The following is a 13327-nucleotide window of genomic DNA, read 5'->3' on the forward strand; positions in this document are numbered from 1 at the left end:
GCTGACGGGGCCGGTCTGATCCGGTAAGCCCGTTGTCAGTGGCCTGTTCTGCTTAAACTGTTGTCTGAAATTGTAGCCAGCGCTGTAAGCCAATTTCTGTATCTCTGACTATAGCGACAGTATGGCAAGTGTTGATCAGCCAAAAGTGTGATTCTGGTGGTTGGAGTCCTCCCCGCACGATTGGAGTTCGGCCTTTGAGAAAAATAGTTGCCGGATAACGGTTTGTCGAGGTCCGGCAACAGGGAAATTGGGGCCTGGTCGACGTTTATTCGAAGCGCGAGAAATCCGGTTGGCGTTTTTCCATGAAGGCCCGGAAAGCTTCGGCAGCTTCGGGGGATTTCAACCGTTCGGCGAAGAGCTGTCCCTCCTCCAGCATGGTTTCCCGGAGTGCTTCCATGGTTGGCTTGTTCAGAAGCGCCTTGGTGGCCCGAATCGCTGCCGGGGCTTTTTCAGTGAGCCTCTGGCAGGCTTCGAAGGCATTGGCTTCCGTTTGCCCAGGCTCGCAAACCCGGTTGATCAGGCCAAGCCGAAGAGCTTCTTCCGCGGAGAAGGCGCCACCAAGCATCAGAAGTTCGGCGGCGCGCACCCGGCCGATCCAGGAAGGTAGCAACAGGCTTGAGCCACCTTCGGGGCACAGGCCGAGGCTGGCAAAGGGCATCTGGAATGCCGTGTTGTCGCCGGCGAACACCAGATCACAGTGCAGCAACATGGTGGTGCCGATGCCGACGGCTGCGCCGTTGACCGACGCCACTACGGGTTTGTTAGCACTGGCCAGCAGTAAAAGAAAACGGCCAACAGGCGTCTGCTCGAAATCACCCGGTAGGCCTGCGGCAAATTCTCCCAGGTCGTTGCCTGCGGTGAAGCACTCGCTGGTGCCGGTGAACAGCACGCACCGGATGTTGGTGTCATCCGTGGCCTGTTCCAGCGCGTCGCCCATGGCTGTATACATCGCGTGGGTAAGGGCGTTCTTGCGTTCTGGCCGGTTCAGTCGGACGATGAGGGTCCGGTCTTTGATTTCGGTGTGGACGAGGTCAGTCACGGCGTCTCCTGGGGTGTTATTATCGTTTGGTTAGGATGATACCTTTTTCTGTTGGCGTTTTTCACGGGTTTTAATCCTTGTTTCGCCATCTGTCGAATCACTCGCCAAACCGATTTTCTGGTAAACTCTCGCCTCCCGATTTCTGATGACACGACATAACGATATCAAGCTGATGAGGCGCCTATGACCACCGTAATCCGCCAGGACGACCTGATTGAAAGCGTAGCGGACGCGCTGCAGTTCATTTCCTACTACCACCCGAAGGATTTCATCCAGGGCGTCTATGAGGCCTACCAGAAGGAAGAATCCCAGGCGGCCAAAGATGCCATGGCCCAGATCCTGATTAACTCGCGCATGTGTGCCCAGGGCCACCGCCCGATCTGTCAGGATACAGGCATTGTGACGGTATTCGTGAATGTCGGCATGAACGTCCAGTGGGACTGCGATATGCCGCTGGACGACGTAATCAATGAAGGCGTCCGTCGCGCTTACACCCACCCGGACAACGTGCTGCGTGCTTCGGTACTGGCCGACCCGGACGGCAAGCGCCAGAACACCAAGGACAACACCCCGGCCATCATCCATTACAAGATTGTTCCGGGTGATACCGTAGAAGTGCACGTGGCTGCCAAGGGTGGCGGTTCTGAAGCCAAGTCCAAGTTTGCGATGCTGAACCCCTCTGACTCAGTCGTGGACTGGGTGCTGAAGATGGTCCCGCAGATGGGTGCTGGCTGGTGTCCGCCGGGCATGCTGGGTATTGGTATCGGTGGCACCGCCGAGAAGGCGATGGAGCTGGCCAAGGAATCCCTGCTGGACCCGATCGATATTCACGACCTGAAAGCCCGGGGCGCTTCCAATCGTGCCGAAGAGCTTCGTCTGGAACTGTTCGACAAGGTCAACGAGCTGGGCATCGGTGCTCAGGGCCTGGGCGGTCTCACCACGGTTCTGGATGTGAAGGTGAAAGACTATCCGACCCACGCGGCCAACAAGCCAGTGGCCATTATCCCGAACTGTGCGGCAACCCGTCACGCCCACTTTACCCTCGATGGAACCGGGCCTTCCCTGCAGACGCCGCCAAGCCTGGACGATTGGCCGGAAATCACCTGGGAAGTGGGTGAGAACGTCCGTCGTGTGAATCTGGATACCGTCACTCCGGAAGACGTGAAGGACTGGCAGCCGGGAGAAACCGTTCTGCTTTCCGGCAAAATGCTGACTGGCCGCGATGCTGCCCACAAGAAGATGGTAGACATGATCGAGAAAGGCGAAGAGCTGCCGGTCGATCTGAAGGGGCGCTTCATTTACTACGTGGGCCCGGTTGATCCGGTGCGTGAAGAGGTGGTTGGCCCCGCAGGCCCGACCACTGCCACACGTATGGACAAGTTTACCCACACTATGCTCGAGAAGACTGGCCTCACCGGCATGATTGGTAAAGCCGAGCGCGGTCAGGTGGCCATCGATGCCATCAAGGAATTCGGCGCGGTTTACCTGATGGCCGTGGGCGGTTCCGCCTACCTGGTCTCCAAGGCCATCAAGAACGCCGAAGTGGTCGCCTTCCCGGAGCTGGGTATGGAAGCCATCTACGAGTTCGAGGTGGAGGACATGCCGGTCACTGTCGCCGTCGATTCCCGCGGCTCGTCTGTGCACCAGACAGGGCCTGCGGAATGGCACGAGAAGATCATTGCTGCCAAAGCGGTCTGATCTCCGGAAGTCGCTGAAAAAAGAGAAGGGCCAGACGAATGATCGTCCGGCCCTTTTTCGTTCTGTTGCTGCAGATCTATCAGCTTGAACAGCTGATATTCAGGTGCTTGCCCCAATCCGGCGGCAATGCCGCATAAGCCTCGTTCTCCGGTTGCTCGTCATAGGGCCGCTCAAGCACCTTCAGAAACGCTTTCATCGGCTCGTAATCCCCGTTCTGGGCTTCCTGGATGACCTGCTGGGCCAGGTAGTTCCTCAGCACATACTTTGGATTCACGCGGCGCATGGCGTATTCCCGCTCATCGTGAGCACGGGTTTCGTACAGTAGTCGTTCCTCATAGCGCTCCAGCCACTGGTCCGCCACGCTCCGATCGACAAACAGATCACGCACCGGCCCATGGCCATGGCTATGCAGATTGGAAAGCGCCCGGAAGAAGGCGGTGTAGTCGACATGATGCTCGTGCATCATGCTGAAGGTATCCATGATCAGGCTCAGGTCTGCTTCATCCTCAATGGTAAGGCCCAGCTTGTCCCGCATGTTCTGGAGGAAGCGCTCGTTGTAGGCCACTTCATAGCGGCGAAGCCCCCGGCGCACATCGTCTTCCTCCATCACGGGAAGCAGGGCTGTCGCCAGATAACGGCAATTCTCAAATCCGACTTGCGGCTGACGATTGTAGGCGTAGCGCCCGCCCTGGTCGGTATGATTGCTTATATAGCCGGCATCGAAATCATCGAGAAATGCGTAGGGGCCGTAGTCAAAGGTGTCGCCGATGATCGACATGTTGTCACTGTTCATCACGCCGTGGCAGAAGCCCACCGCCTGCCAGTCCGCAATCGTTCGTGCCGTCCGCTCGACCACTTCCTCGAACCACCGGCTGTACCGTTCGTCATCGGGCAGATTGATCAAGTGGGGGAAGTGTAACGAGATCACGTGTTCGAGTAGCGTCTTGACGGTTTCAGGCCCCTCGTGGTGGGCGGCGAACTCGAAGTGCCCGAAGCGAATGTGCGTTTCGGCTACTCGCACAAGTGCCGCTGCTGTTTCGATGGACTCCCGGCGCACCGGGTCTCTGGCGCTCACCATGAAAAGGGCCCGGGTGGTCGGGATGCCAAGGCCATACATGGCCTCGCTGCATAGATGCTCGCGAATGGTGGAGCGAAGCACGGCGCGGCCATCGCCAAAGCGGGAGTAAGGGGTCATACCGGCGCCTTTGAGGTGCCAGTCCCAGCGTCGTCCATCAGGACCAATGGTTTCCCAGAGGAGCAGGCCACGGCCGTCGCCGAGTTCCGGGTTGTAGACGCCGAACTGGTGGCCGGTGTATTTCATGGCCACCGGGTCCATACCCTCAAGCAGTTCAGACCCCGCACCCACGCCGGTCCAGTCGGATTCGGAATCGGCCCGAAATCCCATCTGGGCTGCGAGTTTGTGGTTGAAACACACCATCTTCGCGTCTTTCAGGGGTGAGGGCTGAACCCGCGTATAAAAACTGTCCGGGAGCTCCAGGTAGCGATGCTCTATTCGAAAATCGTTGCCACTCATAAAACGCCTATACTCCCATTGGTATGAATTCTGCTGCCGTCTCGCTTAAGTCACCCATTAAACTGGAAACCCAACGTGTCTGATCGCTCACTAAAACAAACCGTCAGTGCCCTGATTCAACAGGAGGGCCTGCCCGACGCCTACGCCGAAACGGTGGAAAAAACCATTCTGCCGCTGGCAGACCGAATCTGTGCGCTCCATGATACGGAAAAGCGGCCCATTGTGGTTGGTATTCACGGAGCCCAGGGCACAGGCAAGTCCACGTTGACCCTTTTTTTACGGGAAATTCTGCTCCGGCACCGCAATCGCCCCACTGCCAATTTCTCCCTCGATGATATTTACCTTACCAGAGCCGAGCGTGAGGCCCTTGCCCGGCGGGTACATCCGTTATTTAAGACCCGGGGTGTGCCAGGAACCCACGACGTAGCGTTGGGCCAACAGATTTTGCACCGTCTGCTCAGTGCGGGGCCCGGAGATGCCACGCCCATTCCAGCCTTCGACAAATCAAGGGACGACAGGGTTCCACGTGAACATTGGCCTGCTTTCGGAGGAAGGGCAGAGATCATTCTTCTGGAAGGCTGGTGCCTGGGCGCGCGACCGGAGATAGACAGTGCGCTGAGTGAGCCGATAAATCCTCTGGAGGCGAACGAGGATCCTGACTGCGTCTGGCGCAGGTATGTTAATGAGCAGTTGAAAGGGGAATACCAGGCGTTTTTTGGTCAAATCGATTGTCTGGTTATGTTGAAGGCTCCCTCCATGGAGTGTGTGCTTGAGTGGCGTCGACTCCAGGAGCAAAAGCTGGCGACGAAAATCCGTAATGCACCAGAAAAGGGCGAACTCCATGGTGGTGCACAGGATCTGCGCATCATGAACGACGAAGAAATCGGTCGCTTCGTCATGCACTATGAACGCGTTACCCGATCCTGTCTCGCTGAAATGCCGGGCAGGGCTGATGTTCTTATCAACGTGGCCGAGGACCACTCCCTCGGTCTTCCGCAGTTCCGTAAGTCTTGACGGAGAAAGGCCATGGCCCGACCTCATTTGATTATCTTTTCCGACCTCGATGGCACACTGCTTGATCACGATGATTACCGTTGGCAGGCCGCCGGTCCAGCCCTCGACAGGCTGAAGGCAGCCCAGATACCCCTGGTGCTTAACTCCAGCAAAACCATGCCGGAGATCCGGGCGTTGAGGGAAGAGCTTGGAAATAACGATCCGTTCATAGTCGAAAACGGTGCAGCCGTGGTTATTCCGCCCCATGCACTGGGTAATGCCGAAGAAGAAGTGGTGAATTTTGGTGCAACCCGGGATCGGGTTCTTGAGGTGCTTGGCGCTCAACGTAAGAGGGGAGCTCGATTCACGAGCTTTGCCGACATGTCCGCAAACGAGCTGGCGGCAGAGACGGGCCTGGATCCGGCGGCAGCCGGGAGGGCCAAAGAACGGCTTGGGACCGAACCATTGCTCTGGCAGGGATCGGAAGAGGCGCTGGCGGAATTTGAGGCGGCTATAGGCTCGGAGGGCCTTCGACTAGTAGCCGGAGGACGTTTTCTTCATGCCATGGGGATATTCGATAAAGCCGATGGGGCCCGGTTCTTGCTAAACAAATACAGAGAGCAATACCGGGAGCAGTATGGCGATGCGCCCGTGTTGGCCATTGCCCTGGGTGACAGCCCTAACGATCAGCAGATGCTGGAATCGGCCGATATACCGGTGGTAATCCGGGGTGTCAAAAGCGATGAAGTGCGGCTGCCTTCGGCAAAGCACGCCATGCGCTCCCTCAAGCCCGGCCCTGAAGGCTGGAATGAGTGCGTACTCAATCTCCTGTTTGAGTACGGGTACTGACCCGTTTGAATGCGGGTATAAACAAGGAGAGCCGCCATGGGCGACTTTTACCAGAATGGCATTATCACAACCCTTCATAACCTTGTTCGGCGTCCCGTGGAGGACCTGGAAGCGGAGCTGATGAGCTTTCGCAAGGCCCGGCCAATGTCACTGGTGTTGCCGTCGCTGTATTCGGAGCTGGAGGGGCCGGCCCTGAAAAATATTGTGCACGAGCTGGGCAAGGTGCCTTACCTGGATCAGGTGGTCATTGGCCTCGACCGTGCCAACGAGGAGCAATACCGCCACGCTCTGGAATATTTCTCGGAGCTGCCTCAGAACTTCAAAGTGCTCTGGAACGATGGGCCCCGCCTCAGGAGTATTGACCTGAAGCTCAGGGAGCAGAACCTGGCCCCGACGGAGATGGGCAAGGGCCGAAACGTCTGGTACTGCTTTGGCTATGTCCTGGCCTCCGGTGTCAGCAAATCTGTTGCCTTGCACGACTGCGACATCCTTACCTATTCCCGGGATCTAGTGGCCCGTCTGATCTACCCTGTGGCCAATCCCGGCTTCAACTACATGTTCTGCAAAGGCTATTATGCCCGTGTCGCCGACGGGAAAATGAACGGACGGGTGAGCCGGCTACTGGTGACGCCCCTGATCCGCGCACTGAAGAAAGTCTGTGGTCCCAACGATTTCCTCGACTACCTCGACAGTTACCGCTACCCCCTGGCCGGGGAATTCTCATTCCGCACCGACGTGATCAATGATCTGCGCATTCCCAGTGACTGGGGTCTGGAGATCGGTGTGCTTTCGGAGATGAAGCGCAACTACGCCACCAACCGCCTTTGCCAGGTGGACATTGCCGATGTCTATGATCACAAGCACCAGGAACTCTCGGCGGAGGATGTCAGCAAAGGGCTGTCCAAAATGAGCATGGATATCGCCAAGGCCCTGTTCCGGAAGCTGGCGACCAACGGCGAGATTTTCTCCAATGAAAAATTCCGGACCATCAAAGCCACGTATTTCCGCATTGCCCTGGATTTCGTGGAGACCTACCAGAATGACGCCATTATTAACGGATTGACGTTTGATCGGCACAAGGAGGAGAAAGCCGTGGAGCTGTTTGCCCAGAACGTGATGCGGGCCGGCGCCTATTTCCTCGATAATCCGATGGATACACCCTTTATTCCCAGCTGGAACCGGGTCACAAGCGCCATTCCCGACATCAAGGAGCAGTTGCTGGAGGCGGTCGAACTGGATAACGAGGAATTCAAGCCATGACCCAGCCTCTGAAAGCGAAGCTGGTGTCCATGCTGGAGGTGGTTTACCCGGAGCTGGACTGTGACTTTCTGGCCGAGCAGTTATTGACCACCATGGGGCTGGCGCCCAACCAGGAACCGCCGCCTGCGCATCAGAATAACTGGGACGAATCGGATGTGGTGTTGATCACCTACGCCGATACGGTGCAGCAGGCGGACGAAAAGCCGCTGCAGACCCTGCATCGGTTTCTCGGCGATTGTCTGTCGGATTCCATTTCGTCGGTGCACATACTGCCGTTCTTCCCTTATAGCTCCGATGATGGCTTCTCGGTCATGGACTATCTGGCGGTGAACGAGTCCCATGGAAATTGGGAGGATATCGAGAGTATCGCCAGGGACTATAAGCTGATGGCGGATCTGGTCATCAACCATATGTCCGCACGCAGCCGCTGGTTCGAGAACTTCCGCAAACGGGTGGATCCGGGCAAGGATTATTTCTTCGAGGGTAATCCGAGAGACGACCTGAGTGCCGTGGTGCGTCCCCGTACCTCACCGCTCCTGAACCCGGTCCAGACCGACGATGGCGAGCGGTATGTCTGGTGTACCTTCAGCGAGGATCAGGTCGATCTGAATTTTGCCAATCCGAAGGTGCTGATCGAGTTCGCTGCAATCATCCGGCGCTATCTGGAACGAGGCATTATCATTTTCCGGCTTGATGCCGTCGCCTTTCTCTGGAAGGAACCGGGTACGCCCTGCATTCATCTGCAGCAAACCCATGAGCTGATCAAGATCCTCCGGCTGCTGATCGAGCATCACAGCCCTGATGCCGTGGTGATTACCGAGACCAACGTACCCAACCGGGAAAACCTGACCTACTTCGGCAACGCCAACGAAGCCCATGTTATCTACAACTTCTCGTTGCCACCCCTGCTGATCAATACCCTTGTGACCGGTGACTGCAAGCACCTGAAAACCTGGCTGATGAGCATGCCGCCGGCCCAGATGGGCACCACCTATCTGAACTTTATTGCCTCCCATGATGGTGTTGGAATGCGGCCGACGGATGGTCTGCTGACGGAAGAGGAAAAGCAGCGGCTGATCAACACCATGGATTCCTTTGGCGGCAAGGTTTCCTTCCGGCGCACGCCGGATGGTCGGGATCAGCCCTACGAAATCAATATTGCCCTGTACAACGCACTTCAGGGCACGGCGGAGTCGGGGCGGGATCACTGGCAACTGCAGCGTTTTATCTGCGCGCACACCGTGATGCTGGCCCTGGAGGGCATTCCCGCGTTCTACATCCACAGTCTGCTGGCGACGGAAAACGATCTGGAGCGAGTGGAGCATACCGGTCGGCTGCGGTCCATCAACCGCAGTCAGTGGCAACTGGACGACCTGGAGCAGAAGCTCGCGGACCCCCTGAGCCATCACAGCAAAGCGTTCCAGGAGCTGAAGCGTTTGATCGCCATTCGGCGCAAACAGCCGGCGTTTCATCCGAATGCCACCCAGTTCACCCTGCATCTTGGGCTTCAGTTGTTCGGTTTCTGGCGCCAGAGTATGCGCCGGGATCAGTCCATCTTCTGCATTCACAATATCAGCAACGAAGTGCAACAGGTTGCCCTGAGCGACATCAATCTGATTGGTACCGATCACTGGCAGGACCTGATTTCCGGGATGACCATCGATGATCTTTCCGGCTCTATCACCCTGAAGCCATACCAGAGCGTGTGGTTGTCCAACCTGGAAGTTACCGTCTGATCATCTGACAACGTCATTTGTGCAATGCTCGAAAAACATAGGGTATCCTGTGCCCATATGAGCAAGGCCGAGACGTGATACATGATCAAAGCAATCAAGGTAACCGGGGGCAACCTCAACTGGGAATCCTGGGAAGGGCCGGGGGAGCCGCCGGAGGACCACGTTGAAATTGAGGTTGTCTGGACAGCCATCAACCGTGCCGACCTGATGCAGCGGGCGGGTGTCTACCCACCCCCGCCGGGCGCGTCCGACATTCTGGGGCTGGAAGTCAGCGGGCGCATTGCCTCGGTGGGATCAGGGGTAACCCGTTTCAAGCCCGGTGACGAGGTCTGCGCCTTGCTCACGGGCGGCGGTTACGCGACCCATGTTGTCGTGCCCGAAGTTCAGGTTTTGCCTATCCCCAAGGGTTTGTCACTCGAGAAAGCAGCGGCCATTCCCGAGGTGCTCGCCACGGCCTGGCTGAACCTTTACCACGAAGCGGCACTGAAACCGGGCGAACGGGTGCTTCTGCACGCAGGCGGAAGCGGTCTCGGAACCGCTGTCATTCAGTTGGCAACGGCCTTCGGTAACCCGGTCTTCGCCACTGCCGGTGACAAAGTCAAGCTGGAGGTTTGTCGGAAGCTGGGGGCCAGCGGTGTCTGGAACCGGAATGACGGTTCCTTTGTGGAGGCCGTTACAGCCTGGGGCGGAGTCGATATGGTTCTGGACCCGGTTGGTGGCAGCTACATTGCCGAAGACCAGCGGGTTCTGAATGTCGATGGCCGGATTGTACTGATCGGGCTGATGGGCGGCCGGATGGCCGAGGTGGATCTGGGCATCATGCTGGTCAAACGCCAGCGTATTATCGGTTCCACACTCCGCTCCCGAACGGTCGAGGATAAGGGTGAGGTCATGCAGGCGCTCTACCGGCATGTCTGGCCGCTGCTGGCCGCCGGCCAGATTGAGCCATTGATCGATAGCACCTGGCCGATCGAACAGTTGGAAGACGCGATGGCCTATGTGGCCGAGAATAGGAATACCGGCAAGGTGCTCCTGAAGATTGCCGACTGAGCAGGCAGCCTGTCGCGCCTTCCTGGATTCGTTAGTCTGCGATATGAACCAGCTGCTTGCCGAAGTTCTGGCCCTTGAGCATGCCCTTGAAGGCGTCAACGGCATTTTCCAGCCCTTCGGCAACAGTTTCCCGATATTTCAGTTCACCGGAAGCGACCCGTGAGGCCAGAATGTCGGTGATCTCCTGGTGCTGGTCCTGCCATTCGGTCACCAGGAAAAACCGGTGTTCGGGTACTGGGTCCAGTGCCTTGAGGACGTGAAACGGGGTTTCCACGCTGGCCATATCCGTCGCATTGTAGGCGGATACGAAACCGCAGATGGGCACCCGGGCGCCCGTGTTCAACAGCGGTGCCACGGCGCGCGTCACGGCACCACCCACGTTTTCAAAGTAGATATCGATGCCGTCAGGGCAGGCCGCTTTCAGGTCTGCTTCCAGATTGCCGGCCTTGTAATCCACACAGGCGTCGAAACCCAGCTCATTGACCACGTAATTGCACTTTTCGGGGCCGCCGGCAACGCCAACAACCCGGCAGCCCTCGGTTTTCGCAGTCTGGCCAACGACGGTTCCTACAGGCCCGGAAGCGGCAGAGACAACCACGGTTTCGCCGGCTTTCGGCTTACCCACGTACATCAGGCCGCAGTACCCCGTGCGCCCAGGCATACCGGCAACGCCGAGATAGGCTTGCAGGGGTACGTTGTCTCGCTGCTGAATCTTGTACACCATCGGCGCATCGCCCGGGAAGGTAACGTATTCCTGCCAACCGGAATAACAAGTGACCAGATCACCGACCTTCAGGGCGTCCGAGCGGGATTCCACCACCCGGGCAACGCTCTCGCCGACAATGGGCTCGTCGATGCCGATAGGGTCCATGTAACCTTTGGCATCGTTCATACGAGGGCGCATGTAAGGATCCAGCGACAGCCAGAGCACCTGTGCGACCACCTCACCCTCATTGGGGGAGCGAACGGGGCGCTCTTCCAACACCAGATCGCCTTGTTGAATTTCACCCTGGGGGCGCTGTTTGAGGACAACGGCTCGGTTCCTGTATTCGCTCACTTGTTCTCTCCGGTTGCATAATGAAACCAGATTAGAGTGCAGCAGATTCCGTTGTCGGTCAACCTTCTGGCCATGGCGATGTGATTGAAATGTTTTGCATCAGTTGTAGCGACATGCAACAAATGCAATAATTTGTGGCGTATGAACAGGTATCGTATCTGGAGGTCACCATGACAACCGCTGTTCGTCTTGACGACACATTGGTCCGCCATGCTGCGGCGGAGGGTGCAGTCCATCGACGCTCGACACCCAAGCAGATCGAGTACTGGGCCGAGATAGGGCGTGCCGTCGCCGGCGACGTGAGCGCCGAAGATCTGATTGCCATTCTCCAGGGTATTCGGCAGGTGAGGGTTGAGCCGGTGGTGGCCGAGCCGGTTTCCAGCGATGACCTCTGGGCTGAGGTGGATCAGGCCCGGGCAAGTGGCGAACTGGAGCGCTCTATCAGCCGCGGGCGTACGGTGTATCAGGCGTCTGGAGAGAAACCGGGCTATCTGGAAGCCATATATCCGGATGGCTCCCGGGAAATCGGTCAGTTTCGCAATGGACGCTTTGAGGCACTGAGTGACCGTGACAACGCAGCCTGAGCTCTGGCTGCTGGTTGGCGGTAACGGTGCGGGCAAAACCACATTTTATGAGCGGTTCCTGGCCCGCCGGAAGATTCCGCTGGTAAACGCCGATAATATTGCCCGCAGCATGTGGCCGGACGCGCCCGAAAAGCACAGTTACGAGGCAGCACTGATTGCGGAAAGGGAACGGCTCAGGCTTATTGAGGAGAGGCAGACCTTCTGCTTCGAAACCGTCTTCTCCCACCCCTCGAAAGTGGATTTTGTCGGGACAGCCAAAGCCGCCGGATTTCGGGTTCGGATGTTTTACTTCCATCTGGAATTGCCCTCCCTGAACAAGGCGCGGGTCGCCTCCCGGGTAACAGCCGGCGGCCACAACGTCCCAGAAGCCAAGATTGAGTCGAGGATTCCACGAACGCTGGCGAATCTGCGCCAATGCATTGGTCTGGCGGACGAATTACACCTGGTCGATAACTCGCGCCTTGATCAGCCTTACGTACGCGTCGCGGTCTGCGAAAATGGGCAGTGGTGTGCCTTGCAGGATAATTTGCCGCAGTGGGCAAGTGATCTGATTGATCGCTGATCATTCACCCTGGCCAGCTGTCCGGCACTACCAATAAGCGATTGGTTTCCTGCCAGAGGCCGGTGACGGAATCCTGCTTCAGCTTCGCGAACAAGAGCGGGATCTCGGCGCGTTCGATGGTGGCTAATGCGGCATTCACTGCATCAGGAGCGGGGGATTCGTGTTGATGCCACGGGCCGATCCAGTGGGGTTTGTTCAGGAGCACCCAACCGGAAAGGTCCGATGACTCAACCTGTGAGAGATAACACCACTGGCCGCGAAGGTGATTTGCAGGCACGGACTGCGGGACGCTCACCTGTGTTCCGGTCGGGTAAAAAAGGTATCCAGGCATGAAAATCCGGGGCATGACAGGTTCTTTGATACCCATGTCTGCCAGCAGCGCCCTGGCTTCGGGCAGCATGGTTCGCTGGCTTTGCATGCGCAACATCCGGTCTGCTTTCAGGTCCAGCCGATCCCGGGCGTTCGGTCCATACCACAGGGTTCTCCCACTGTGCTCCGGAACCCCCAGGTAATATTTGATGGCAATTTCGTGGTGCTCAATTCGATCTTCACTGCGATTGTGGACGACGAAATCCAGTTCGCCGATGGTTCGCCCGTTGGACTGTATCTGTTGGTTTTGAAGCAGAACTTCCCAGCCCAGCAGATCTTCCAGCAATACCCGGTAAAGCCGTTCGAAGTAGAACCCGAGCCGCTTCTGGGGCGGTTCTCTCAGCAGAGGCGGTGCTGTTTGTGGGTTGCGATCCCAGGCTTGAATTTGTTCCGTTACATCATCAGGCAGAAAGCGACCTGGCTCAAACGTCAGGGGTGACTGCAACAGCTGAGGTGCCTGGCATACCCAGGCAAGGTGTCGGACCGCGGGGGTGGTCAGCTCAGAGGCAGAGTAGGGGGCTGTTTTTGCATCCATATGGCCAGAATACCGTAAACTGTCCGCAAGGCACGATGATCAGTTCACTTCACATCTGATG

At 57.5% G+C, this 13327-nt stretch carries 12 protein-coding genes; 8 read left to right on the forward strand and 4 right to left on the reverse strand.

Features of this window, described 5'->3' with window-relative positions:
- Positions 1 to 265: 265 nt before the first annotated feature.
- Positions 266 to 1039, reverse strand: coding sequence for an enoyl-CoA hydratase (locus tag SIC15_RS07095; protein WP_069184926.1), 774 nt, complete (start codon positions 1037 to 1039; stop codon positions 266 to 268).
- A 183-nt stretch (positions 1040 to 1222) separates the two neighbouring features.
- Here SIC15_RS07095 and SIC15_RS07100 point away from each other — a divergent pair, with 183 nt between their 5' ends.
- Positions 1223 to 2737: a fumarate hydratase gene (locus SIC15_RS07100; protein WP_008170439.1), complete on the forward strand. Its 1515-nt coding sequence runs from the start codon at positions 1223 to 1225 to the stop codon at positions 2735 to 2737.
- A 79-nt stretch (positions 2738 to 2816) separates the two neighbouring features.
- Here the strand turns inward: SIC15_RS07100 and SIC15_RS07105 are convergent, their stop codons facing one another.
- Positions 2817 to 4271, reverse strand: a complete 1455-nt coding sequence (locus SIC15_RS07105) for a protein adenylyltransferase SelO (protein ID WP_069184925.1) — start codon at positions 4269 to 4271, stop codon at positions 2817 to 2819.
- Between the two features lie 75 nt (positions 4272 to 4346).
- Here SIC15_RS07105 and SIC15_RS07110 point away from each other — a divergent pair, with 75 nt between their 5' ends.
- From SIC15_RS07110 to SIC15_RS07130, 5 genes are all read left to right on the forward strand, one after another.
- Positions 4347 to 5285 (forward strand): hypothetical protein, encoded by a 939-nt coding sequence (locus SIC15_RS07110; protein WP_069184924.1) that lies wholly within the window; start codon positions 4347 to 4349, stop codon positions 5283 to 5285.
- A gap of 12 nt (positions 5286 to 5297) precedes the next feature.
- Positions 5298 to 6113, forward strand: a complete 816-nt coding sequence (locus tag SIC15_RS07115; protein WP_069184923.1) for an HAD-IIB family hydrolase — start codon at positions 5298 to 5300, stop codon at positions 6111 to 6113.
- Positions 6114 to 6149: 36 nt separating this feature from the next.
- Positions 6150 to 7373 (forward strand): glycosyl transferase, encoded by a 1224-nt coding sequence (locus SIC15_RS07120; RefSeq protein ID WP_069184922.1) that lies wholly within the window; start codon positions 6150 to 6152, stop codon positions 7371 to 7373.
- On the forward strand, positions 7370 to 9109 hold the full coding sequence (locus tag SIC15_RS07125) for a sugar phosphorylase (protein ID WP_069184921.1): 1740 nt from the start codon (positions 7370 to 7372) through the stop codon (positions 9107 to 9109). The genes SIC15_RS07120 and SIC15_RS07125 overlap by 4 nt, the downstream gene beginning before the upstream one ends.
- An 84-nt stretch (positions 9110 to 9193) precedes the next feature.
- The gene (locus tag SIC15_RS07130) at positions 9194 to 10159 is read left to right on the forward strand and encodes an NAD(P)H-quinone oxidoreductase (protein WP_370686084.1); all 966 of its coding nucleotides are present in this window, start codon (positions 9194 to 9196) and stop codon (positions 10157 to 10159) included.
- A 31-nt stretch (positions 10160 to 10190) separates the two neighbouring features.
- Here the strand turns inward: SIC15_RS07130 and SIC15_RS07135 are convergent, their stop codons facing one another.
- A complete protein-coding gene (locus SIC15_RS07135) occupies positions 10191 to 11216 on the reverse strand; it encodes an NADP-dependent oxidoreductase (protein WP_069184919.1) in 1026 nt (341 codons plus the stop codon).
- A gap of 170 nt (positions 11217 to 11386) precedes the next feature.
- On the opposite strand from SIC15_RS07135, the gene SIC15_RS07140 reads away from it, so the two are divergent.
- Positions 11387 to 11800, forward strand: a complete 414-nt coding sequence (locus SIC15_RS07140; RefSeq protein WP_069184918.1) for a TA system antitoxin ParD family protein — start codon at positions 11387 to 11389, stop codon at positions 11798 to 11800.
- On the forward strand, positions 11784 to 12362 hold the full coding sequence (locus tag SIC15_RS07145; RefSeq protein ID WP_069184917.1) for an AAA family ATPase: 579 nt from the start codon (positions 11784 to 11786) through the stop codon (positions 12360 to 12362). The genes SIC15_RS07140 and SIC15_RS07145 overlap by 17 nt, the downstream gene beginning before the upstream one ends.
- A 4-nt stretch (positions 12363 to 12366) precedes the next feature.
- On the opposite strand, the gene SIC15_RS07150 is transcribed toward SIC15_RS07145, so the two are convergent.
- Entirely contained in the window at positions 12367 to 13266 is a 900-nt protein-coding gene (locus tag SIC15_RS07150; RefSeq protein WP_069184916.1) for a DUF1853 family protein, read from the reverse strand.
- Between the last annotated feature and the right edge of the window lie 61 nt (positions 13267 to 13327).

The organism is Marinobacter sp. MIT932201, from assembly GCF_047123295.1.
Classification (GTDB): Bacteria; Pseudomonadota; Gammaproteobacteria; order Pseudomonadales; family Oleiphilaceae; genus Marinobacter; species Marinobacter salsuginis.

What these genes read in the sequence shown, in the direction of transcription:
- SIC15_RS07120 (WP_069184922.1), top strand. Translation starts at nt 6,150, where the DNA reads ATGGGCGACTTTTACCAGAATGGCATTATCACAACCCTTCATAACCTT.
- SIC15_RS07150 (WP_069184916.1), bottom strand. Translation starts at nt 13,266, where the DNA reads ATGGATGCAAAAACAGCCCCCTACTCTGCCTCTGAGCTGACCACCCCC.
- SIC15_RS07140 (WP_069184918.1), top strand. Translation starts at nt 11,387, where the DNA reads ATGACAACCGCTGTTCGTCTTGACGACACATTGGTCCGCCATGCTGCG.
- SIC15_RS07105 (WP_069184925.1), bottom strand. Translation starts at nt 4,271, where the DNA reads ATGAGTGGCAACGATTTTCGAATAGAGCATCGCTACCTGGAGCTCCCG.
- SIC15_RS07125 (WP_069184921.1), top strand. Translation starts at nt 7,370, where the DNA reads ATGACCCAGCCTCTGAAAGCGAAGCTGGTGTCCATGCTGGAGGTGGTT.
- SIC15_RS07115 (WP_069184923.1), top strand. Translation starts at nt 5,298, where the DNA reads ATGGCCCGACCTCATTTGATTATCTTTTCCGACCTCGATGGCACACTG.
- SIC15_RS07100 (WP_008170439.1), top strand. Translation starts at nt 1,223, where the DNA reads ATGACCACCGTAATCCGCCAGGACGACCTGATTGAAAGCGTAGCGGAC.